The organism is Sphingomonas oleivorans, assembly GCF_003050615.1.
Taxonomy (GTDB): domain Bacteria; phylum Pseudomonadota; class Alphaproteobacteria; order Sphingomonadales; family Sphingomonadaceae; genus Sphingomonas_H; species Sphingomonas_H oleivorans.
In genome coordinates, this window is the sequence record NZ_NWBU01000007.1 from 96,925 (window position 1) to 119,700 (window position 22,776).

The 22,776-nt window shown below is 66.9% G+C and carries 21 protein-coding genes; 14 read left to right on the forward strand and 7 right to left on the reverse strand.

Annotation, left to right across the window (positions count from 1 at the left end; all coding sequences use genetic code 11):
- Nucleotides 1–45 precede the first annotated feature (45 nt).
- Genes CLG96_RS08700 through CLG96_RS08710 form a run of 3 tightly spaced genes read left to right on the forward strand, consistent with a single transcriptional unit; the run spans nucleotide 46 to nucleotide 2,862 of the window.
- On the forward strand, nucleotides 46–786 hold the full coding sequence (locus tag CLG96_RS08700) for an SDR family oxidoreductase (protein ID WP_107967672.1): 741 nt from the start codon (nucleotides 46–48) through the stop codon (nucleotides 784–786).
- A 60-nt stretch (nucleotides 787–846) separates the two neighbouring features.
- The gene (locus CLG96_RS08705) at nucleotides 847–1,599 is read left to right on the forward strand and encodes a metallophosphoesterase family protein (protein ID WP_107967673.1); all 753 of its coding nucleotides are present in this window, start codon (nucleotides 847–849) and stop codon (nucleotides 1,597–1,599) included.
- Nucleotides 1,600–1,641: 42 nt separating this feature from the next.
- Nucleotides 1,642–2,862 (forward strand): serine hydrolase domain-containing protein, encoded by a 1,221-nt coding sequence (locus tag CLG96_RS08710; RefSeq protein ID WP_165799606.1) that lies wholly within the window; start codon nucleotides 1,642–1,644, stop codon nucleotides 2,860–2,862.
- A 65-nt stretch (nucleotides 2,863–2,927) separates the two neighbouring features.
- Here CLG96_RS08710 and CLG96_RS08715 read toward each other — a convergent pair whose 3' ends face one another.
- The 4 genes from CLG96_RS08715 to CLG96_RS08730 all read right to left on the reverse strand — a co-directional run bounded on the left by CLG96_RS08715 (nucleotide 2,928) and on the right by CLG96_RS08730 (nucleotide 6,498).
- On the reverse strand, nucleotides 2,928–3,791 hold the full coding sequence (locus tag CLG96_RS08715) for a GGDEF domain-containing protein (RefSeq protein ID WP_107967494.1): 864 nt from the start codon (nucleotides 3,789–3,791) through the stop codon (nucleotides 2,928–2,930).
- A 361-nt stretch (nucleotides 3,792–4,152) separates the two neighbouring features.
- Nucleotides 4,153–4,701: a 30S ribosomal protein S9 gene (gene rpsI / locus CLG96_RS08720; protein ID WP_107967495.1), complete on the reverse strand. Its 549-nt coding sequence runs from the start codon at nucleotides 4,699–4,701 to the stop codon at nucleotides 4,153–4,155.
- Nucleotides 4,701–5,180 (reverse strand): 50S ribosomal protein L13, encoded by a 480-nt coding sequence (gene rplM / locus CLG96_RS08725; RefSeq protein WP_107967496.1) that lies wholly within the window; start codon nucleotides 5,178–5,180, stop codon nucleotides 4,701–4,703. The genes rpsI and rplM overlap by 1 nt, the downstream gene beginning before the upstream one ends.
- Nucleotides 5,181–5,460: 280 nt before the next feature.
- On the reverse strand, nucleotides 5,461–6,498 hold the full coding sequence (locus CLG96_RS08730; protein ID WP_107967497.1) for a COX15/CtaA family protein: 1,038 nt from the start codon (nucleotides 6,496–6,498) through the stop codon (nucleotides 5,461–5,463).
- A 119-nt stretch (nucleotides 6,499–6,617) separates the two neighbouring features.
- On the opposite strand from CLG96_RS08730, the gene CLG96_RS08735 reads away from it, so the two are divergent.
- The 3 genes from CLG96_RS08735 (at nucleotide 6,618) to dxs (ending at nucleotide 9,532) form a co-directional block, all read left to right on the forward strand.
- Nucleotides 6,618–6,986 (forward strand): MerC domain-containing protein, encoded by a 369-nt coding sequence (locus CLG96_RS08735; RefSeq protein WP_107967674.1) that lies wholly within the window; start codon nucleotides 6,618–6,620, stop codon nucleotides 6,984–6,986.
- 73 nt (nucleotides 6,987–7,059) lie between these two features.
- Nucleotides 7,060–7,521 (forward strand): Fur family transcriptional regulator, encoded by a 462-nt coding sequence (locus tag CLG96_RS08740; protein ID WP_107967498.1) that lies wholly within the window; start codon nucleotides 7,060–7,062, stop codon nucleotides 7,519–7,521.
- An 85-nt stretch (nucleotides 7,522–7,606) separates the two neighbouring features.
- A complete protein-coding gene (dxs, locus tag CLG96_RS08745; protein WP_107967499.1) occupies nucleotides 7,607–9,532 on the forward strand; it encodes a 1-deoxy-D-xylulose-5-phosphate synthase in 1,926 nt (641 codons plus the stop codon).
- Nucleotides 9,533–9,650: 118 nt separating this feature from the next.
- On the opposite strand, the gene CLG96_RS08750 is transcribed toward dxs, so the two are convergent.
- Nucleotides 9,651–10,313 carry an RBBP9/YdeN family alpha/beta hydrolase gene (locus CLG96_RS08750; protein WP_243395709.1) on the reverse strand — a complete coding sequence of 221 codons (663 nt, stop codon included), beginning with the start codon at nucleotides 10,311–10,313 and terminating at the stop codon, nucleotides 9,651–9,653.
- A gap of 160 nt (nucleotides 10,314–10,473) precedes the next feature.
- On the opposite strand from CLG96_RS08750, the gene CLG96_RS08755 reads away from it, so the two are divergent.
- From CLG96_RS08755 to CLG96_RS08790, 8 genes are all read left to right on the forward strand, one after another.
- Nucleotides 10,474–11,223, forward strand: a complete 750-nt coding sequence (locus CLG96_RS08755; RefSeq protein WP_107967501.1) for a TlyA family RNA methyltransferase — start codon at nucleotides 10,474–10,476, stop codon at nucleotides 11,221–11,223.
- A gap of 108 nt (nucleotides 11,224–11,331) precedes the next feature.
- Nucleotides 11,332–12,387, forward strand: a complete 1,056-nt coding sequence (locus CLG96_RS08760; protein WP_107967502.1) for an efflux RND transporter periplasmic adaptor subunit — start codon at nucleotides 11,332–11,334, stop codon at nucleotides 12,385–12,387.
- 12 nt (nucleotides 12,388–12,399) lie between these two features.
- The gene (locus CLG96_RS08765) at nucleotides 12,400–15,498 is read left to right on the forward strand and encodes an efflux RND transporter permease subunit (protein WP_107967503.1); all 3,099 of its coding nucleotides are present in this window, start codon (nucleotides 12,400–12,402) and stop codon (nucleotides 15,496–15,498) included.
- A gap of 104 nt (nucleotides 15,499–15,602) precedes the next feature.
- Nucleotides 15,603–15,902, forward strand: coding sequence for an accessory factor UbiK family protein (locus tag CLG96_RS08770; RefSeq protein WP_107967675.1), 300 nt, complete (start codon nucleotides 15,603–15,605; stop codon nucleotides 15,900–15,902).
- 129 nt (nucleotides 15,903–16,031) lie between these two features.
- Nucleotides 16,032–16,541, forward strand: coding sequence for a type III secretion system chaperone family protein (locus CLG96_RS08775; RefSeq protein ID WP_107967504.1), 510 nt, complete (start codon nucleotides 16,032–16,034; stop codon nucleotides 16,539–16,541).
- 8 nt (nucleotides 16,542–16,549) lie between these two features.
- On the forward strand, nucleotides 16,550–17,368 hold the full coding sequence (gene proC, locus CLG96_RS08780; protein WP_107967505.1) for a pyrroline-5-carboxylate reductase: 819 nt from the start codon (nucleotides 16,550–16,552) through the stop codon (nucleotides 17,366–17,368).
- Between the two features lie 156 nt (nucleotides 17,369–17,524).
- A complete protein-coding gene (gene pepF, locus CLG96_RS08785) occupies nucleotides 17,525–19,387 on the forward strand; it encodes an oligoendopeptidase F (protein WP_107967676.1) in 1,863 nt (620 codons plus the stop codon).
- Between the two features lie 232 nt (nucleotides 19,388–19,619).
- A complete protein-coding gene (locus CLG96_RS08790; protein WP_107967506.1) occupies nucleotides 19,620–20,780 on the forward strand; it encodes a serine hydrolase in 1,161 nt (386 codons plus the stop codon).
- A gap of 12 nt (nucleotides 20,781–20,792) precedes the next feature.
- Here CLG96_RS08790 and CLG96_RS08795 read toward each other — a convergent pair whose 3' ends face one another.
- Both CLG96_RS08795 and CLG96_RS08800 read right to left on the reverse strand, forming a co-directional pair.
- Nucleotides 20,793–21,419, reverse strand: coding sequence for a murein L,D-transpeptidase catalytic domain family protein (locus CLG96_RS08795; RefSeq protein ID WP_107967507.1), 627 nt, complete (start codon nucleotides 21,417–21,419; stop codon nucleotides 20,793–20,795).
- 48 nt (nucleotides 21,420–21,467) lie between these two features.
- Entirely contained in the window at nucleotides 21,468–22,706 is a 1,239-nt protein-coding gene (locus tag CLG96_RS08800; RefSeq protein WP_133175383.1) for a L,D-transpeptidase family protein, read from the reverse strand.
- Between the last annotated feature and the right edge of the window lie 70 nt (nucleotides 22,707–22,776).

The window sequence follows — 22,776 nt, forward strand, 5'->3', positions numbered from 1 at the left end:
CAAATATCTTCCATGCGGGCGCTGAGGCCGGCGATGGAGGAAGATATGAATGACAGGAACGGCAAGGTTGCGATCGTCACGGGTGCCTCGCGGGGCATTGGCGCGGCGATAGCGGAGCGGCTTGCCCGCGACGGATTCGACATCATCGCCAATTATTCGGGCAATGCCGCACTTGCCGAGGAACTGGCAGGCAGGATCGGGAATGAAGGCGGCCGGGCGCTCGCGGTGCAGGCCGATGTCAGCGACGTACAGGCGGTGCGGACCATGTTCGACACGGCCGAGGCGGAATTTGGCGGAGTCGACCTGCTCGTCAACAATGCGGGGATCATGCAACTGGCCAACATAGCGGAAACCGACGATGCCGCTTTCGATCGGCTGGTGGCCATCAACCTCAAGGGTACGTTCAACACGCTGCGCGAAGCCGCCCGGCGGTTGCGCGACGGCGGCCGGATCATCAATTTTTCGTCAAGCGTCACGGGCATGCTCATGCCGACCTACGGCGTCTATGCCGCCACCAAGGCGGCCGTCGAGACGCTGACGCCCATCCTCGCGCGCGAGCTGCGCGGGCGCTCCATCACCGTCAATGCGATCGCTCCGGGGCCGACCGCGACCGATCTCTTCCTGAACGGCAAGACGCCCGAGCTGGTCGATCGGCTGGCCAAGCTTGCTCCGCTCGAGCGGCTTGGCACGCCGGAGGATATCGCCGCCGCGGTCGCCTTCCTCGCCGGCCCGGACGGCGCCTGGATCAATGGCCAGACCCTTCGTGCTAATGGCGGGATCATTTGAGATCGCGCCCCATTGGCGCCCGTGCGGAACAAGCCATCGGCTTCGGGCGATTGGTCGGTCATGGCGGCGCGTCTCTTCCATGTCTCGGACCTCCATTTCGGCCGGGCCGATCAGGAGGCGCTCGACTGGTTCGCCGGCCGCGTCGCCGCCGAGCGGCCCGATGCGGTGATCTGCACGGGCGATCTCACCATGCGCGCGCGCAGCGCCGAATATGCGGCGGCGGCAAAATGGCTGGCCCGGCTGGACGTGCCGCTGATGGTCCAGCCGGGCAATCATGATCTGCCCTATTTCAATCCGGCTGCGCGCTTCCTCGCCCCCTATGGCCGCTATCGCCGGATGGCGCGTGCGATCGAACGGCCGCTCGACGTGCATGGCGTGTGGCTGGTGCCGCTCAAGACGACGGCGCGGTTTCAATGGCGGTGGAACTGGTCCTGGGGCGTCGTCAGCCGATCGGGGCTGGTTGCTGCAATCGATCTGCTGCGTGCCCGTCCGCCCGATCATGTCGCGATCGTCGCCTGCCATCATCCGCTGGTCGATACGGACGGCCATTCCCGCCATGGCGAGACATTGCGGGGCAAGGACGCGCTCGCGGCGCTTGCGGCGGCGGGCGCGGATGCGGTGCTGAGCGGCCATGTCCATGATCCGTTCGATCGGCGCTGGCCGCTGGCCGATGGCGGCGCCATCCGGCTGATCGGCGCGGGCACGCTTTCGGAGCGGGTGCGATCGACCCGGCCGTCCTTCAACGAACTGATCGTGGAGGATGGCGCGCTGGACGTGCGGTTGCGGATACTGGGCGAGGTCGCGCGCGCCTGATCTGTCTTGTCGCCGAAAATGGGCAGGCTATGGTCCCCGCCGATGCTCCGCTCGGCCCCGGCTCTCCTGACGATTCTCGCCATCGCCTCGGCGGCCCCTGCCCAGTTGTCGGCTGCCCAATCCCCAACGCGGTTGGATGGCCTGACGGTGCGCGCCATGTATGAGGGCGCCTATAAGCCGGACATGGTGGTGGCGAACTTCTCGCATATGGAGCGGTTGGCGCCGTCCGTCTCCGTCTCGCGCGGGACTGCTCCGGCCGGGATCCTGCCCCAGGCGGCCAGGCGGATCACGACGCTCCGTTTCGCGCTGGGCGCGCGCAGCTATGATCTGAACGATTATCTCGCGCTCAACCGCGTCGCCGGCCTGATCGTGCTCAAGGACGGCAAGATCGCCTATGAGGATTATGAGCTGGGCGCGCGGCCCGATACGCTCTGGGCCTCCTTCTCAATGGCCAAGTCGATCACCTCGACGCTTGTCGCCGTGGCGCTGCGCGATGGCTATATCAAGAGCCTCGACGATCCCGTCACCCGCTATCTGCCGGCGCTCCGGGGCAGCGCTTATGAGGGCGTCAGCGTGCGCCACCTATTGCAGATGTCGTCGGGCGTCGCCTGGAACGAGGTCCATGCCGACCCGACATCCGATCGCCGGCGCCTGCTGGAGGCGCAGATTGCGGGCCAGCCGGGGGCGGAACTGCGCTATATGGCGACGCTCCGCCGCGCGGCGCCGCCCGGCACCCGCTGGAATTATAATACGGGCGAGACCTATCTGGTCGGCGATGTCGTGCGCGCTGCGGTGGGCAGGCCGCTGGCGGCCTATCTTTCCGAGAAGATCTGGTCGAAGCTGGGCATGGAACGCGATGCCGGCTGGTGGCTCCAGACCGACGGAGTGGAAACCGGCGGCGGCGGATTTTCGGCGACGCTCAGGGATTATGCCCGTTTCGGCCTGTTCGTGCTCGATGGCGGGCGGATCGAGGGGCAGCAGATCGTGCCGGGAAGCTGGTTCGCCGAAGCGACCATCCCCGCGCGTTCGACGGGGCAGCCGCGCGATCTGGCCTATGGCTATCAATGGTGGCTCTATCCGCACATGGCGGACCCGATCCATTCCGGCGCGTTCATGGCGAGCGGGATATTCGGCCAGACCATGTATCTCAATCCGCGCGAGAGGCTGGTGATCGTGGTGCTGTCCGCCCGATCGAAGCCGGTGACGACGACCGTCATTCCCGACAGCAGCTTCTTCGCGGCGGTGGCGCGCGCACTGCGCTAGAGCCTTTCCACCTGACCGCGCTCAGCCTGAGCGCGGTGATGCAATCCAGGCGGACGTTCGGGCTATCAGCTGGGAACGCCGCCGACCACGGCGAGCCGGTTTCGACCGCCATGCTTGGCCGCATAGAGCAGCATGTCGGCACGGCCGAGGCCGGGCTCGATCGATGCCTCCCCCGCCTGGACGAGCGATACGCCGCCCGAGAAGGTGAGCGGCTGGCCGTCAATCTCGGCGATCCGGGCGCTTTCGATCCGGAGGCGGATCCGATCGAGCAGCGCGGCGGCATTGCCGTCATCCTCGCCGGTGAACAGGATCGCGAATTCCTCGCCGCCCCAGCGTGCGACCATGTCCGTCCGGCGCACGCTCGATTGCAGGACGGCGGCAACCTCGCGCAGCACGCGGTCCCCCTCTTCATGGCCGAGGCGATCGTTGATCTTCTTGAAATGATCGACGTCGATCAGCGCGATAGCGAGCTTGCGGCCGCCTTCCACTAGCCGTGCGGAAAATTCGAGAAAGGCACGGCGGTTCCACAGGCCCGTCAGGGCATCGCGATTGGCGGCATCGGCCAGCTTGGCGACCAGCGATTCCGTCCGACCTACCGTGGCATTGATGCCGTTCAGCAACTGGCCGACCAGATCGGGCCCGCCCTGGGGGAGGGAAGGTACCATCCGTCCTGCCTCATAGGCGGTGAGCGCCTCGGTCGCGGCGCGGATCGGCGAGAGCAGCCCGCCCAGCGCCGTGAGCGTGGCGATGGTGCCGATAAGCGAGGCGCCCGTCAGGAGCGCGGTGGCCTCCCATATTATGTTGCCCGCCGCAATCTGCCAGCCGATGAAGGACAGCAGCGGAACATGGGTGCCGATGAAGCAGATGGTGAAGATCCGCAGCAGATAGCTGTGCGGGAAAAGAAAGGTCGTGGCGCGATAGAAGCGCATGAAACCACCTCCTGCCCCTGTTGCGCGACAGCAATCCGAACGCAGGCCTATCGGGATGCCAGCCGTAACCTGGAGCTAAACCAACCTCCACCTGAATTGACTCACCGCGCTCAGGCTGAGCTTGTCGAAGCCTGTGTCGAGTCCCTCCGGCCCCATGTGAGTCTCGGCCTCCTTCGAGGGCTCAGAATGCATCCTTCCGACAAGCTCAGGCTGAGCGTGGTCAGGTGAACGACGCTCTAGAACGTTCGGGCCGGACGCTTCTTTCCCTACGGGAAGCTCCGGCATGGCGGGCGAAACGAAAAAGGGGCGCCCCGAAGGACGCCCCCTGATCGCGAAAACGAATTTTCGGGAAAGTAGCGGCTTAGCGCTTCGAGAACTGGAAGCTGCGGCGGGCCTTCGCCTTGCCGTACTTCTTGCGCTCGACCGCGCGGCTGTCGCGGGTGAGAAAGCCCGCGCGCTTGACCGGCGTGCGCAGCACCGGCTCGTAACGGGTCAGCGCCTGGGCGATGCCATGCTTGACCGCGCCGGCCTGCCCCGAAAGGCCGCCGCCCTTGACGGTGGCGACGACGTCATACTGGCCCGTGCGCTCGGCGATGTCGAACGGCTGGTTGATGACGAGACGCAGCGTCGGACGCGCGAAATAGACTTCCTGGTCGCGGCCGTTGATCGTGATCTTGCCGGTGCCGGGCTTCAGCCACACGCGGGCGACCGCATCCTTGCGGCGGCCGGTGGCATAAGCGCGGCCCTGCGCGTCGAGGATCTGCTCGCGCAGCGGCGCGGTCGGCTCGGCCGGGACTTCCGGAGCGACGCCGGCATCGCTGGTGTAGGCCGGGGCCTCCGGCTTCGGAGCCGCCGCCGCAGCGCCGGTCAGCGCCGCGAGATCGGAAAGGGACTGGCGATTGTCGGACATCAGGCGCCCACCTTGTTCTTGCGGTTCAGAGCCGCGACATCGAGGACTTCCGGGTTCTGCCCCTCATGCGGGTGCTCCGAACCCTTGAAGATGCGCAGGTTGCGCATCTGCTCGCGGCCGAGCGGGCCACGCGGGATCATGCGCTCCACGGCCTTTTCGAGCACGCGCTCGGGGAAGCGGCCGTCCAGCACCTTGGCGGCGGTCACGCCCTTGATGCCGCCGGCATAGCCGGTGTGCTTGTAATAGACCTTCTGCTGCAGCTTGCGGCCGGTGAAGCGCACCTTGTCCGCATTGATGACGATGACATTGTCACCGCAATCGATGTGCGGAGTGAAGCTCGGCTTGTGCTTGCCGCGCAGCAGATTGGCGATGATCGTGGCGACGCGGCCGACGACCAGCCCTTCGGCATCGATCAGATGCCATTTCTTTTCCACCGTCGCCGGCGTGGCCGACTTGGTGGTCTTCATGAGCGCCTTCATTGCTCGACCCTTGGCTATCGAGGCCGAGGCTGCGGCAAGCGCAGAAAAGGCCCCTTTCCGAAAACGAACCGCGCCGCCCGGATGAGGGGCGGCGCCGATGGCGGGCTAATGACGAATCGCCCCTAAATAGTCAAGAAAAAGCGCGGGTTTCAGAGAAGGTATCTAGATACCTTTGAGTGTCTCGTCACAAGCGCGGTCCTGTCCGGGGAGCCCATTATGTTCCAATTGGAAGCCAGCCACGCGCAGCATGGCGCGATGCCGGCGAGGGCAGGCCGGACGATCAGCGGCGTACCGCGCCGATTCCGTGCGCCGCCCAGACCAGGCCAGCAAGCAGCAGCGCCGCGACTGCCTGATGCGCGACGGCGATAGGGATGGCGACGCCGCTCAGCAGCGTGGCGATGCCAAGCGAAATCTGGAGCACCACCATCGTCGCGATCATGTGCGCGGCACCCTTCACCCCCCTCTGCTGCGCACGCCAGGCGAGCATCAGCGCCGCGGCGGCCGCGATCCAGGCGAACCAGCGATGGATGAACTGTACGACGATCGGATTGTCGATCGCGTTGCGGACGGGATCCCAGCCCTGATGCCAGCCGCCGGCGGGGAACCATTGATCGCCCATTTTGGGCCAGCTCGAAAAGGCGAAGCCGGCATCGAGCCCGGCGGTAAAGGCGCCGAGCAGGAGTTGCACCGCGAGGATCGCCAGCGCTGCGGCAGCGAGGCCTGTCATTCGCGCCGGCCGGGCGCGATTGCGGGCGAGCGCGCGAAGATCAAGCGCCGTCCAGATCAGCCCGGCGAAGATGAGGAGCGCGGCGAGCAGATGGATGGCGAGGCGGATATGGCTGACGTCGGGCCGGTCGATCAGCCCGGAGGCGACCATCCACCAGCCGATCGCCCCCTGCAGCCCGCCGAGCGCGAGCAGTGCCGCGAGACGCGGGCCATAGCCCTTGGGAATCGCGCGGCGCCATAGGAACCAGAGGAAGGGAAGGGCGAAGACCAGGCCGATCAGCCGGCCGATCAGCCGATGAAGATATTCCCAGAAGAAGATGCCCTTGAACTCCTCCAGGGACATTCCGCGATTGATCTTCTGATATTCGGGGCTCACCTTATAGGCGTCGAACTCGGCATTCCACTGCTCGGCATTGAGCGGGGGGATGGCGCCCGAGACCGGTTCCCACCTCACCATCGACAGGCCCGACTCGGTGAGCCGCGTCGTGCCGCCGACGACGACCATCAGCAGCACCATCAGCGCCACGAGAAGCAGCCAGTTGGCGATTGCGCGGGGGCGGGGGGAAGGGGCGGCGGGGCGGGAAAAGAGCATGGGCGTCGCCTATGCCCCTTCGGCCGCACTTGTTCAACAAGCGCGCCGTCCCATCAATGTAATGTTGTATCTTTTCCTGATCCGTGGCATGGCGCCGGAACGAAGGGATGCTTGCGGACATGCTACGCGCTTTGACAGACAGGGACTTGCTGGACCGGCTCGCCATCGGCGTATCGGGCCTGTGCATCCTGCACTGTCTCGCCAGCATCGTGCTGGTGGCCGCGCTGACGAGCGCGGGCGGGGCGCTGCTCAATCCGCATATTCATGAAATCGGGCTGGTGCTGGCGACGATCCTTGCCGGTGCGGCGCTCGGCATCGGTGTCGCGCGGCACCGGCGCTGGTTGCCGGCGCTGACCGGCGGGATCGGCATTTCGCTGATGGCCGGGGCGCTGACCGTGGCGCATGGCGCCGCCGAGACGGGGCTGACCATGGCCGGCGTTGCCATGGTGGCGATCGCGCATCTGCTCAACCGGCGCGCGACCGCCTGATCTTAGCGGGCTTGGATTTGCGGAAGGGTGGCGGGCCCTTGCCGCTGGACGGTCGCATCCCTAAAATCCATCCATGGCGCATGTCCACATATTGCATGAAGGCAACTCGCTCAGCCGCGCGGCGCAGGACGCATTGCAGCGCGCGGGCGAGCAATGGACGCCGATGCGCGCCGCCGTGTTCGATGCGCTGACCGCATTCGGCCGGCCGGCATCGGCCTATGATATCGCCGAGGCGGTATCGAAGGCGGAGAACCGTCGGGTCGCGGCCAACAGCGTCTATCGCATCCTCGACCTGTTCGTCGGCGCGAATCTCGTCCGCCGGGTCGAGAGCGCCAATGCCTATGTCGCCAATGCCCATCCCGATTGCCTGCACGACTGCATCTTCCTGGTGTGCGACAATTGCGGGCAGACGACGCATATCGATGATGACAGCGTGACCGAGCGGGTTCGCAGCGCGGCGGAGCAGGCGGGATTCGCACCCGTGCGCCCCGTGATCGAGGTGCGCGGTCGCTGCGAGGATTGCGCCAAGCGTTGACGCATGCCGCCGCGCCGGCGGTGCAGGTTCACCTTGCTCCCAACTTGGGTTAAGGCTGCTGGACGATAAGGAAATATATAGTCCCATGCCCGATCGTCCGACCACACCCCTCCTCGACATCGTCGATACGCCGCAGGATCTCCGGCGGCTGAAGCCCGAGCAGCTGCCGCAACTCGCGGCGGAATTGCGCGAGGAGGTGATCTCGGCCGTGTCCGTCACCGGCGGGCATCTGGGCGCGGGGCTGGGGGTGGTCGAGCTTACGGTGGCGCTTCATTATGTTTTCGATACGCCGCGCGATACGCTGATCTGGGACGTCGGCCACCAGGCCTATCCGCACAAGATCCTCACCGGCCGGCGCAGCCGTATCCGCACGCTGCGCCAGGGCGGCGGCCTTTCCGGTTTCACCCGGCGCGCCGAGAGCGAATATGATCCGTTCGGCGCGGCGCATAGCTCCACCTCCATCTCGGCGGCGCTGGGTTTCGCGGTGGCCAACAGGCTGGCGGGTGAGCCGGGCAAGGCGATCGCGGTGATCGGCGATGGCGCCATGTCCGCCGGCATGGCCTATGAGGCGATGAACAATGCCCAGGCGGCGGGCAACCGGCTGGTCGTGATCCTGAACGACAATGACATGTCGATCGCGCCCCCGGTCGGCGCGCTGTCCGCCTATCTCGCCCGGCTGATCTCGTCCGGCCCGTTCATCTCGGTGCGCGAGACGTTGAAGAAGCTCGCCCGGCGCATGCCGCGTCCGCTCCATCAGGCGGCGCGCAAGGCAGACGAGTTTGCGCGCGGCATGGCGACCGGCGGCACGCTGTTCGAGGAACTGGGCTTTTATTATGTCGGCCCGGTCGACGGCCATAATCTCGAACAATTGCTGCCTGTGCTCGAAAATGTGCGCGACGAGGCGCATGGGCCGATCCTCGTCCATGTCGTCACCAAGAAGGGCAAGGGCTATGCCCCGGCCGAGGCGGCGGCCGACAAATATCATGGCGTGCAGAAGTTCGACGTCGTCTCCGGCGTGCAGGCCAAGGCGCCGCCGGGGCCGCCCAGCTATACTGCCGTCTTCGCGGACGCGCTGGTCGGCGAAGCGAAGCGCGATCCGAAGATCTGTGCGATCACCGCAGCCATGCCCTCGGGCACCGGGCTCGACAAGTTCGAGAAGGCCTTTCCCGATCGCTGCTTCGACGTGGGCATTGCCGAGCAGCATGCCGTGACCTTCGCAGCGGGGCTGGCGGCGCAGGGTTTCAGGCCCTTCTGCGCCATTTATTCCACCTTCCTCCAGCGCGCCTATGACCAGGTGGTGCATGATGTGGCGATCCAGAATCTGCCTGTCCGCTTCGCGCTCGATCGCGCCGGGCTGGTGGGGGCGGATGGCGCCACCCATGCCGGCAGCTTCGACATCACCTATCTGGCGAGCTTGCCCAATTTCGTCGTGATGGCCGCCGCCGACGAGGCGGAGCTGACGCATATGGTGCACACCGCCGCGCTCCATGATGCGGGGCCGATCGCGCTGCGCTATCCGCGCGGCAATGGCACGGGGGTCGCGATCCCGGCCGTTCCTGAGCGGCTGGAAATCGGCCGGGGCCGGATCGTGCGCGAGGGCAAGAAGGTGGCGATCCTGTCGCTCGGCACGCGGCTGGAGGAAGCGCGCAAGGCCGCCGACCAGCTCGACGCGCTGGGCCTCAGCACCACCGTTGCCGACCTGCGCTTCGCCAAGCCGCTCGACGAGGCGCTGATCCGCCGCCTGCTGACCAGCCATGAGGTGGCGGTGACGATCGAGGAAGGTTCGATCGGCGGCCTCGGCGCGCATGTGCTGACCATGGCGTCCGACCAGGGGCTGATCGACGCGGGGCTGAAGCTGCGCACGCTGCGCCTGCCCGACATTTTCCAGGATCAGGACAAGCCCGAGCGGCAATATGCCGAGGCGGGGCTGGATGCGGATGCGATCGTGAAGACGGTGCTCTCCGCACTTCGCCGCAACAGCGTCGGCGTGGTCGGCGGCGCGCGGGCCTGATGGGGCTTTAGCTTTTGCCGTCATCCCTGCGCAGGGATGACGGTGCGATCCTATCGACTCGTGGCGGCGGGCAGGCTTTCGGTGGACAGGGGATAGGAGCCGTCGAAAGCCCGTCCGGTCAGGGCGCGCGCGCCGCGCGCGCGCCGTTTCCGGCCAGCATCGCCTGTACGTCGGCGATGCCGCCGCCATGCGCGACCGGCCCTTCCGCCGTGCCGATCAACCGGTCGAGCAGCTCCTGTCCCTCCTGCCACCAGCCGACGCCGCTCGATGCGTTGATATGGCCGCAGGCGCCGATATCGACGAAATGGCTGCCCCAGTCGCGCGCCATGTCGAAGGAGCGCTGGATCGAGGCATAAGGATCGTCCTCGCTCGCCACCAGGATCGACGGGAAGGGAAGGATCGTCCGCGGGCTGGGCCCGAAGCTCGCAAGCTCATCGCACGCATTTGCGCGGTCCACATCGGGCGGGGCGACGAGCAGCGCGCCCGCCACCGGCCAGCCCCAGGGCTGTCCGGCGAGCTCCGCCCACCAGGCGACGGCGAGGCAGCCGAGCGAATGCGCGACGAGGATCACCGGCGCCTCGGAGGTGCGGATCGCGCGATCGAGCTTCGTTACCCAGCTATTGCGGCGCGGCGACGCCCATTGGCCGAGATCGGCGCGCACGCAATCCGCGCGCGATTTTTCCCACAGTGTCTGCCAATGGCTCGGGCCCGATCCGTTCAGGCCCGGCACGGTGAGTATCGTCGGCCGCCGGCCGCGAAATTCGGAATGGCCGTGGAGCACGGGCATCTCCTTTTTTTCGTCGTCAATCTTCCGTTAAGCAACGAAAGGCTAGTCCATGCGATTCGTGGGGAAGAGTGTATGTCTACTCTTCGGATCGACAAGTCCGCTTTCGCCAGCCTGCGTCTTTCCCGGGCCGAATGGATCGGCCATGAACGCGTCCATGTCGATCCGTAGTTCCCACACCGTCCGTGCCGATCAGCTCCTCGTCGATCGCGGTCTTGTCGAAAGCCGCGCGCGCGGCCAGGCGCTGATCCTCGCCGGCCTCGTCTATGTCGCCGATCGCAAGGTCGCCAAGGCAGGGCAGGCGCTGCCGCTGGACGCCGCGATCGAGGTGCGCGGGCGCGATCATCCCTGGGTGTCGCGCGGCGGCATCAAGCTCGCCCATGCGCTCGATCATTTCGGCTGGGACGTGACGGGCGCGGTCGCGATCGATGTCGGCTCCTCCACCGGCGGCTTCACCGACGTGCTGCTGACCAAGGGGGCGGCGCGCGTCTATGCGGTCGATTCGGGCACCAACCAGCTCGCCTGGAAGCTGCGGCAGGACGAGCGGGTGATCGTTCATGAACGGACTAATGCGCGCCATCTGACGGCGGCCGAGATCGTCGAGCCAGTCGATCTGGTGGTGTGTGATGCGAGCTTCATTTCGCTCGCCAAGGTGTTGGAAACGCCGCTTTCTTTTGCGAAACCGGGCGCGGGGTTGATCGCGCTGGTGAAGCCCCAGTTCGAGGCGGGGCGCGAGGAAGTGGGCAAGGGCGGTGTGGTGCGCGATCCGGCGGTCCATGAGCGGGTCTGCGCCGAGGCGGCCGAATGGGTGGCAGCGCAGGGCTGGACGGTCGAGGGGATCGTGCCGAGCCCGATCACCGGGCCGGAGGGGAATGTGGAATTCCTGCTCGCCGCGCGAAGGGGCTGAATCCCCCCGAAACAGCTTTGTCTTGTGCACTGCGACAATCTTTTGACAGCCAGGCCTCTCACCCGCTTGTCATCGCCCTGTCGCGCCATTAGCGATCCGCAACGACCCATGCGCCCGATCCTGCCCATCCTCCTTTCCTGCCTCCTGATCTCCTGCGGCAAAGGCGGGGACGACAAGCCGCGCTCCGCGCCGCTGGTGACGGTAGCGCCCGTGGCCGGGGCGCGCTTCGTCGACCGGATCGACGCGCTCGGCACGGCCCGCGCGCGCGAACAGGTAACGCTGGCGGCGCCCGTCACGCAGCGGATCGAGCGGCTCTATTTCGATGATGGCGGCTATGTGCGGCGCGGCCAGGTGATCGCCGTGCTGGCACAGGGGCAGCAATCGGCCCAGCTTGCCGATGCGCAGGCGCGCCAGCGCGAGGCGGACCAGCAGCTCACCCGGCTCCAGGCGCTCAAGGAGCGCGGCTTTGCCACCAATGCCAGCCTCGATACGCAGGTGGCGCTCGCCGCGCAGGCACGCGCTGCCGCCGCCGAGGCACGCGCGGCGATCGGCGATCGGGTGATCCGCGCGCCCTTTTCGGGCTGGGTGTCGCTGCGCATGATCTCCGCAGGCGCGGTCGTGACGGCGGGCACCGAGATTGCGACGATCAGCGATCTTTCCGAGATCAAGCTCGATTTCCCCGTGCCCGAGACGCTGCTCGGCGCCGTTCGCCCGGGCCAGCCGATCGCGGCCAAGGCGGCGGCCTTCCCGGACATGTCGTTCGCCGGGCGGATCGCGACGATCGATCCGGTGGTCGATCCCAATACGCGCGCGGTATTGGTGCGCGCCATCCTGCCCAATCCGGGCAATCGGCTGAAGCCCGGAATGCTGATGACCGTTGCGGTCGAATCCGCCCCGCGCATGGCGCCTTCGGTGCCCGAGCTGGCGGTGGTGGGGCAGGGCGAGCAGCGTTTCGTCTATCTCCTCCAGCCCGATCGCAGCGTGAAGCGGACGGCGGTGCGCGTCGGCGTGCGCGATGCCGGGCGCGTCGAGATCGTCCAGGGCGTGAAGCCGGGCGACAGGGTCGTGACCGAAGGGGTGGTCAAGCTTTCCGACGGCGCCAAGGTGCAGCTTGCCGGTGATGCCGACGCCAAGGCGGGCGCGTCCGCGAAAAAGGGGGGCTGACGGGCAATCGCGATGCAATTGTCCGATCTCTCCGTCCGACGCCCCGTCTTCGCCACCGTGCTGGCGATCCTGCTCACCATCATCGGCATCGTCGCCTATTTCGCGCTCTCCGTCCGCGAATATCCGGACACCGATCCGCCGATCGTGTCGGTCGAGACGGTCTATCGGGGCGCCGCCGCCAATGTCGTCGAGAGCCGCGTCACGCAGGTGCTCGAAAGCCGGCTGTCGGGCATTGAGGGCATTCAGACGATCACCTCGCGCTCGCGCGACGGCCGGTCCGAGATCAGCATCGAATTCAATCCCGGCCGGCCGGTGGATGCGGCGGCGAACGATGTGCGCGATCGGGTGGGCGGCGCCGCGCAGGACCTGCCCGACGATGTCGATCCGCCCGAGGTGCGCAAGGTCGATGCCGATGCGCAGCCGATCCTCTTCTTCAATCTCACTGCGCCGGGCATGTCGCGGCTGCAGCTGTCCGACTATGCCGACCGCAACCTTGTCGACCGCTTTTCCGCGATCGACGGCGTGGCGCGCGTCAATATCGGCGGCGAGGCGCGGCCGGCGATGCGCGTCTGGCTGCAGCCCGATCGGCTTGCCGCCTATCGGCTGACGCCGGCGGATGTGGAGCAGGCGCTGCGCCAGCAGAATGTGGAGCTGCCTGCCGGCCGCATCGAATCCGCGACGCAGAACGTCACCCTCCGCGTCGACCGCCAGTTCGTCAGCCCCGAACAATTTGCGCAGCTCGTCGTCTCGCGCGGGGCCGACGGCTATCTCGTCCGGCTGGGCGATGTCGCGCGTGTCGAGCAGGGGCCGGAGGATCGTTACCAATCCTATCATGCGAACGGTGCGCCGGCGGTCGGCATCAGCATCGTCCGCCAGTCGGGCGCGAACACGCTGGCCGTGGCTGCGGCAGCCAAGAAGGTCGCGGCGGAGATGCAGCAGAGCCTGCCTCCGGGCATGAAGCTGGGCATCGCCATCGACAGCTCGCTGTTCATCGAGCGTGCGATCGAATCGGTGTGGCACACGCTGGGCGAGGCGGCGGTGCTGGTGGTGGTCGTGATCTTCCTGTTCCTGGGATCGTGGCGCGCGACGCTGATTCCTGCCGTCACCGTGCCGATCTGCCTGCTTGCCAGCTTCGCCGTGCTATGGGCCTGCGGCTTTTCGATCAACCTGCTGACGCTGCTCGCGCTCGTGCTCGCCATCGGCCTCGTCGTCGACGATGCGATCGTGGTGCTGGAGAATATCCATCACCGCATCGAGCAGGGCGAGCCGCCGCTGGTCGCCGCCTATCTCGGCACGCGCCAGGTGGGCTTCGCGGTCATTTCCACCACGCTCGTCGTCTGCGCCGTGTTCGTGCCGGTGATGTTCATCGCCGGGCAGACGGGCATGTTGTTCCGCGAGCTTGCCGCCGCCCTGATCGGATCGGTCGCCTTTTCGGGCTTCCTCGCCTTGAGCCTTGCGCCGATGCTCTGCTCCAAGCTGTTGCGCCATGAGGAGCGTGGCCGGCTCGCCCACTGGATCGAGGCGCGGTTTCAGCGGATCGAGGTGCGCTATGCCGCGATGCTGGACGGCGCGCTCGCCCGGCCGCTGATCGTGCTGGCGAGCGTTGCGGCCTTCATCGTCGCGGCAGGCTTCCTCTATACGCTGCTTCGCTCCGAACTCGCGCCGCAGGAGGATGTCGGCCAGCTCCAGGTGCAGCTCAGCGCCGCCGAGGGCACCGGCTTCGACCAGATGGTCCGCTATGTCGACGATATCGAGCGCGCGGTGCTGCCGATGGTGGGGCAGGGCGCGGTCCGCCGCGTCATCGCGCGTGTTCCGTCCAATTTCGGTGCCAATGAGGATTTCAACGACGGCCGCCTCATCATCTTCCTGAAGCCCTGGGAGGAGCGGAGCGAGACGACGCAGGACGTGATCAACACGGTCAACAAGCAGTTGGCCAAGTCGCCCGCGCTGCGCGGCAATGCAGCGGCGCCGTCATCGCTCGGCCGGGGCCGTGGCCAGCCGCTCAATTTCGTGATCGCGGGCGCGACCTATGAGGATCTGGCCCGTGCGCGCGATCGCATCATCGCCGCCGCGCGCGACAACCCCGGCATTCTGAACCTCGATTCCGATTATAAGGAAACCAAGCCCCAGCTGCTGATCGACGTGGATATGGCGCGCGCCGGCGATCTCGGCGTGTCGGTCGATGCCGTCAGCCAGGCGCTGCAGACGCTGATGGGCTCGCGCCGCGTTTCCACCTATGTCGATCGCGGCGAGGAATATCGCGTCGTGCTCCAGGCCGAGGAGGAAGGCCGGCTGGACGAGAAGGCGCTTTCCTCCGTCTATGTCCGCAGCATGTCCGGCGCGCTGGTGCCGCTGTCCAATCTCGTCCGCACGCGCGAGGGGGCGGGCGCCAAGGAGCTCGGCCGGTTCAACAAGCTGCGCGCCATCACGCTGACCGGCGGGCTCGCGCCGGGCTATTCACTGGGCGAGGCGCTGAGCTTCCTCGAGGAGCAGGCGGCAGCTGCGCCCGAGGTGACGGCGGTGGGTTATCGCGGCGAGAGCCAGGCCTTCAAGGAAGCGGGAGGATCGATCCTGATCGTCTTCGCGCTCACCATCCTTGTCGTCTATCTGCTGCTCGCCGCCCAGTTCGAAAGCTTCATCCACCCGGCCGTGATCATCACCACCGTACCCTTGGCGGTGGCGGGCGGCATCGTCGGCCTCGCCGTGATGGGCCAGACGATCAATCTCTACAGCCAGGTCGGCATCGTGATGCTGGTGGGCCTGGCCGCCAAGAACGGCATATTGATCGTCGAATTCGCCAATCAGCTGCGCGACGAGGGCGTCGCCTTCGCGACCGCCATCCGCCAGGCCTCCATCCGCCGCTTGCGGCCGATCCTGATGACCTCAATCGCGACGGTTGCCGGCGCGGTGCCGCTGATGGTGGCGAGCGGGGCGGGGGCGGCTGCGCGTCGGTCGATCGGCGTGGTGGTGGTATGGGGCGTCAGCCTTGCCACGCTCATCACGCTTTTTCTGATTCCGCTGCTCTATGCGATGCTCGCGCGGAAAACGGGCTCGCCCGAGGCGGTTTCCCGCAGGCTGGAGGCCGCGCTCGCGCCGCAGCCCGCGGAGTAGATTTTTCCCGATTTCCGCGGAAATCCGTGGATGGAGCTTGCGCCTATCCCGCCCAGCCCCCAAATCTGGCCGAGATGATCAACGCCTCCGAGGAGCCGGGCCAAATGCAGAGCGAGAACCGCTTTTTCGACGATTTCGTGAAGATGGTGAACGGCGCCGCCGGCACGCTGGCCGGCATGGGCCGCGAGGCGGAGGCCGCCGCGCGCGAACGTGCCCGGGAATGGATCGGCGGACTCGATTTCGTCAGCCGTGACGAGTTCGAGGCGGTGAAGGCCATGGCCGCCGCCGCGCGCGACGAGGCCGATGCGCTGAAGGCCCGGCTCGACGCGCTCGAGGCCAGATCCACGGGCAAGGCGGGCAAGGCCGGGCCCGCGACGCCACCGGCGGCGGGGTTGGACATCTGATCCCGCTTTTTTCATCCACAGATTTGTCGCCGCTCCGGCGGGGCGGCGCTTGCCTATCTCCGGTCGCAGGTTCACCATATATTGCGGCGGATCCACCATATATTGGGGCTGCCGCCGGGAAGGGAGCCCATGACGGTCGACGAATATGAAGCCGCGCGCGAAGGCGGCGCCCCCATCGACATACTCGAACATTATTTCGAGGCGCATGGCTGGGCCAATGAGCGTACCTCCGATGAGGAGATCGTCGCCAGCTTCCAGGGAAGCTGGGCGCAATATGAACTGCGCGCCGTGTGGCGGGACGAGGATCGCGTCCTCCAATTCCTGGCCCTACCCGATATTCGCGTGCCGGCGGACAAGCGCGGCTCGGTCTATGAGACGCTGGGCTTGATCAACGAGCAGCTCTGGATCGGCCATTTCGAAATGTGGGCGAGCTCGGGCATGCTGCTGTTCCGCCATGCCGCCCTGCTCGATTCCGAGCGCGACGCGGCGCTGACGCTCGATCAGGCGGAAACGCTGGTGGAAGCCGCGATCGACGAATGCGAGCGCTTCTATCCGGTGTTCCAGTTCGTCCTGTGGGGCGACAAGAGCCCGCAGGAGGCGATTTCCGCCGCACTGATCGAGACGCAGGGCGAGGCCTGACGCCCGGCATGGCATTTCCGATCGAAGGGCCCGTCTGGCTGGTCGGCGCGGGCAATATGGGTGGCGCGATGCTGCGCCGCTGGCTCGATGCCGGGCTCGATCCGGCGCAGGTGACCGTGATCCGTCGCACGGCCGAGCCGGTCGCGCCGGGCGTGACCGTGCTCACCATGCCGCCGCCCGACGGGCCGAGCCCGACCATGCTGATGCTCGCGGTGAAGCCGCAGGCGCTGGATCAGGTGGCGCCGCTGATCGCGCCCGCGCTGGCTACGGAAACGCTGCTCGTATCGATCCTGGCGGGCGTCGAGACGGCATCGCTGCGCGCGCGCTTTCCCAATCCTTCCGCCATAGTGCGCGCCATGCCGAACACGCCGGTCGCGATCGGCAAGGGCGTGGTGGCGCTTGGTGGCGAGGGGCTCGATCCCGTCGCGCGGCGCCTGGCGGAGGCGCTGATGGCGCCGCTCGGGCTGGTCGAATGGGTCGATGAGGCGCTGTTCGATGCGGTGACGGCGCTCGCCGGCTCGGGTCCCGCCTTCTTGTTCCGCTTCATCGATGCGCTGGGCGCGGCGGGGGCATCGATCGGTCTTCCGGCAGATCAGGCGGCGCGGCTGGCGCTGGCGACGGTCGAGGGATCAGCGCTGCTCGCCGCGACCGCCGACGAATCCCCGGCGCTGCTGGCGGACCGGGTGGCGAGCCCCGGCGGCAGCACGCGCAAGGGGCTGGACGTGCTCGACGAGGGTGGCGCGCTGGTGAAGCTCCTCTCGGCGATGCTCGCCGCCTCCGCCCGCCGCAACGCCGAACTGGCCGAGGCCGCGCGTAACGCAGCCTAAGCCCATCGTCGCCCCGGCATAGGCAGGGGCGACGATGGGTAGGGGGCGCAGATCGTTTCGGTCCGACATCCATTTGCCGATCCCGGAAAATTCGCACAGGATGGCTGCCATCCGGCCGCCGCCTGCGACGTTGCCGATGATTTTCGGGGGACGATGATGACCGATATTTCACGCCGCGACCTGCTGCTTTCCGCCGGCACGTTCGCCGCGCTCGCGGCTGCCAATCCGGCCCTTGCTGCGGCTGAGGCGGGCACGGCCGCCGCCTGGGACCTGACCGAGCTCTACCCGACCGACGCGGAATGGAATGCGGCGCGCGAGGCGGCTGCCAAAGCGGTGCCCGGCCTTTTGCGCTACAAGGGCATGCTGGGCGGGAGCGCCGCCACGCTCAAGGCCGCACTTCAGGCCATCTCCGATCTCAGCCGGCAGGTCTATCGCATCTATGTCTATGCCAGCCTGAAGGCGGATGAGGATCTGCGTGTCGCCGTCAATCAGGAGCGTCGGCAGCAGGTGACGGACCTCGCCACCGCATTGGGCGAGGCGACCGCCTGGTTCAATCCCGAGCTGCTTGCTGTGGGCAAGCCGAAGATAGATGGCTTTCTCGCTGCCGATCCGGGCCTCGCCAAATGCCGTTTTGGGCTGGAAGACGTGCTGCGCCAGGCGCCGCATACGCTGGGCGAGGAGGGCGAGGGCATCATCGCGGCGGCGGGCACGCTTCAGGCGGCGCCGCAGGATATTCGCGGCCAGATCGTCTCTTCGGACATGCCGCGCGCCGAGGTAACGCTTTCGACCGGCGTCAAGGCGACGCTCGACGATCAGGGCTATACCATGCATCGCGACGCGCCCGACCGGGCGGACCGCAAGCTGGTGTTCGACAATTTCTGGCAGAGCTACGGCAAGTTCGAAAGCGCGCTCGGCGCGGCGCTTGCGGCGCGGATCAAGGGCGACATGTTCGCCGCCCGGGCACGCAAATATGGCAATTCGCTGGAAGCTGCGCTGTCCGCCGACAATATTCCCGAGACGGTCTATCGCACGCTCGTCGCCGAAACCAATCGCGGCCTGCCCGTGCTCCATCGCTATTTCGAGCTGCGCCGGCGGATGCTGAAGCTGCCGGACATGCATTATTACGACATTTATCCGCCGCTGGTGTCGCTCGACCGCAAATTCACCCTGCCGGAGATGCGCGCGATCACGCTGGAGGCGCTGAAGCCGCTCGGCAAGCCTTATGCCGATCAACTGGCGCGGGCCACGGCGGCGAAATGGATGGATCCGTTGCCGCGCAAGGGCAAGCGATCGGGCGCCTATATGAACCCTGGCGCCTATGATGTGCATCCCTATCTGCTGCTCAACCTTTCCGAAAATTATGATGGGCTGACGACCTACGCGCATGAATGGGGCCATGCGATGCATTCGCTGCTCGCCAATGCCGCCCAGCCGTTCGAGACCGCCAACTATTCGATCTTCACCGCCGAGATCGCGTCCACCTGCAACGAGCAGATCCTCGTCCAGCATATGCTGGAGAGAGCGAAAACGCGCGAGGAAAAGCTCTTCTATCTCGGCCAGCAGATGGAAAGCTTCCGCGGCACATTCTTCCGCCAGGCGATGTTCGCCGAATTCGAACTGGCGATCCATGATCTGGCCGAGAAAGGGGAGGGGCTTTCCGGCGCCCGTTTCACGGCCATCTATCTCGATCTTCTGAAGAAATATCATGGGCCGAAGGTGGAGATCGATCCGGCCTATGCGATCGAATGGGCCTATATCAATCATTTCTACATGAACTTCTATGTGTTCAAATATGCTACGTCGATCGCGGGTGCGGTCTATTTCGCGCAAGATATTGCGGGCGGCGGTGCTGCCGCGCGCGATCGCTATCTGGCCGTGCTGAAGGCCGGCGGATCCGATTATCCGACCGAGATATTGAAGCGCGCCGGGCTCGATATGGCGACGCCTGCCCCCTATCGCGCGCTCGTTTCCGCCTTCGACCGAACGCTCGATCAGGCGGAGGCGCTGCTGGCCGGCTAGGCACCAACCTCTATCGCCGCACGAAAGAGGGCTGGCGGCTTGCCTATGAGCATCTCTCCGCAGCACCGAAGGCGAAGCCGGCTTCCTGACGGCAAGCGTGGGGCCGATCACGGATCGGCGCGCGTGTCGCCCGTTTCGTCGCTCTCGCCGGCGAGAGCCGCGCGCGGGCCTCATCGCTTCACCTGAGATCTGCTAAAGTCGGGTGAATTCAATGCGAAGTGGGGGCTTGCGAATGAACGGCAGGTGCATTTCGGGAAGCCCGCTCGGCCTTTCGGGCGGCCTTGCCCTGCTGCTGCTCACCGGCTGCGTCCCCAAGCCCGATCTGGTGGCGGCGCCCCCCTCCAAGGCCGTGGCGGCGCCGGTCCGCGCGCCCGTGGGCGCACCGCAAATGCCCATGGCGACGGCCGTCCCCAGGGCCTTGCTGCCCGACGCCATTTCGGGTCCGCCGGTCGGGCTCGATTCGGCGATCACTGCACTGGGCAGCGGCTTTAACGGAACGGTCGGCATCGCCGTGCGCGACGTGCAGGCCGGATGGACGGTCGCCTATAATGGCGGTCTTGCCTTTCCGCAGCAGAGCGTGAGCAAGCTGTGGGTGGCGATCACCCTGCTCGACGCGGTCGACCGGGGCGAGCTGTCGCTCGACGAGCAGCTTCTCATCGGCCCGCGCGACTTCACCGTCTTTCACCAGCCGATCCGCGCGCTGGTCGGCGCGGGTGGCTATCGCACCAGCTATCGCTCGCTGCTGTCGCTCGCCATGACGCAGAGCGACAATACTGCCAATGATCTGCTGCTCCGCCGTGCGGGCGGGCCGGATGCGGTGCGCGCGATGTTCCTGCGCAAGGGGCTGGCGGGCATCGCCTTCGGCCCGGGCGAAAGGCTGCTCCAGAGCCGGATCGCGGGGCTGGAATGGCGGCCCGAATATGCGCTGGGCGGCGCCTTCTATCAGGCCCGCGCGGCGCTGCCGATGCAGGTCCGCTCCGAAGCGATGCGCCGCTATCTGGCCGATCCTATGGATGGGGCGCAGCCGGTGGGGATCGTCGCCGCGCTTTCCCGGCTGCGCAGGGGGGAGCTGCTCTCGATCGCCTCCACCCACTATCTGCTGGGCCTGATGTCCTCCAGCCGCACGGGGCCGCAGCGGCTGCGCGGCGGCCTTTCGCCCGACTGGTCCTTCGCGCACAAGACGGGCACGGGGCAGGAGCTTGGCGGGCTCGCCACCGGCTATAATGATGTCGGCCTGCTCACCTCGCCCGATGGACGCAGCTATGCCGTGGCGGTGATGATCGGCAGCACGCGGCGCGGCATTCCCGAGCGCCAGCGGCTGATGCAGGACGTGACCCGCGCGGTGATCGCCCGATCCATCCGGCCTGCCTATGCGACCGCTATTGGGGGGTGACGGCTTGGGGACTCACGCCTTGCCGGCATAGAGCAGGCGGCCCGTGCCCAGCCGGGCCAGCACCTGCACGATATCCTGCGGCGAGACCGCGAAACAACCTTCGCTCCGCCCCAGCCGGCCCCGTCTGGCCAATATGTCCTGCCCGACATATTTGGCCGAATGGATCACGATCGCGCGTTCCTCCGCCCGGTCGTTGCTGGGATCGAGCCCGATCAGGCGTCGTGCCGTGCCATGCATGCCTTCATAGCGTTCGCCCGTCAGATAGGCGCCTTCGGATGTCGCCTTGGATCCGACGAGGTTGGAGAAATATCTGAGGAAGCCGCAATTGTCCGGATCGGAGCCCCGGCCATGGGCGACGAGCAGGCTGGTCGTGCGGCCGTCGAGAATGTCGATCAGGTACAGCCGGGGCCGGGCGGAAAAGCTGCTGAAATCGGCGATGGCGATCACGTCTTGTGACCAGATGCGGCGATGGTGCCGGGCCAGCGCCCGGAGCGCGCTTTCCAGCAGCCGTGGCGATACGCCCCGCGCGGCGCTGGCCGATCCACCCATGAAGCTCGCGGCCGCAGCCCTTTCAACGGCGAGGCCGGTAAGGCCGAGCGTCGCGGAACGGAGCAGGTGGCGGCGGCTGATGGCGCGCATTGCCCCTGCTTCATAGCATTTTGGCGGTGCGGCGGGAATCGATTCCCTTCAGCTCGCAGTTATTTTCATCCCGCCGTCGAGCCCCGCCAGTATCGCGGCATCCCGGCCATAGGGATCGCCATAGGTGACGATCTGGCCATTCTGGTCCACATCGGCGGTGAAATAGACGAGATAGACCGGCAGGTTGCGCTGTAACGGGATCGTCCGCGTCTTCGATCCGGCAAGGGCACTCTCGAACGCGGCGGCGTCGCCTTGGCCGTGGAGGAGGAGCTCGGTGGCGAGCTGGCGGATATCCTTCACGCGGATGCAGCCATGGCTCAACGCTCGGTCGGTGCGCGTGAAGGCCGTCTTGAACGGCGTGTCGTGCAGATAGATGGCATGGGCATTGTCCATGTCGATCTTGATCTTGCCGAGCGCATTGTTCGGCCCTGGCGGCTGGCGCAGGCGCCCGTCGGGGGCCGCGCGATATTTGCGGCCGGCGCGCAGCTTCGAGGATTTGACGATGCTCTTCGGCACGTTCCACCAGGGATTGACCACCAGCCGCTGCGCGGGGGCGACGATCTGCGGCGTCGGCGTTTTCTTCGCGCCGACCACCACGTCATAGCTGGAAAGCGTTGCGCCGCCCTCGACCAGATCGAGCCTGTAGCTCGGTACGTTGACATAGATATAGCTGTCGCCCAGCGCGCGCGGCATCCAACGCCAGCGTTCGAGATTGGCGCGCAGCCGGTCGCGCGCCGCGCCATCGGTTTCGGGTGTCGCGGCGAGCGCGTCGCGCAGCGCGGCATAGCGGGGATCGGCCGGCAGCAGGCTTTCCAGCCAGGTGCGGATCTGGCCCTGGCGCACCGCCTCGTCCAGCCGCATCTCCAGATCGCCGAGCTCATCGGGCGGGCGCTTGATATGCCAGCCGACACGCGCGCGATCGGTGACGCGGCCCAGCGCATAATCCCGCGCCAGCGCGAGCGCCGTGGCCCGCGCGGCGGCGTCCAGCGCCGGGCCCTCGCCTTGCTCCAGCGCGTGGCGCAGCTCGGACGGCCCATAGTCGGCGGGATCGAGCCCCTCCCGGCCGGCGGCCTCGACCGTTTCGATCAGCTCCTGCGCGGCGGCCTGCGACCAGTGGGGGACTTGCGGAGCCGCAGGCTCCGCGATCGGGGCCGCGGCCTCCTGCTCGGTCGCATCGGGCGGGGCGGAAGCAAGCCCCAGGCTCGTCATCATGACGAAGAGGGCAAATGATATGGTCGCAAGCTGATGTCGCCCAACGCAGCGCGCGCAGGACGGAATTGCTGACATCTGACGCTCCTGAACCTTCTTTCCTGTAACGATCGACTGTCTCCTCCGATCCATCGCTATTGAGCAGCGC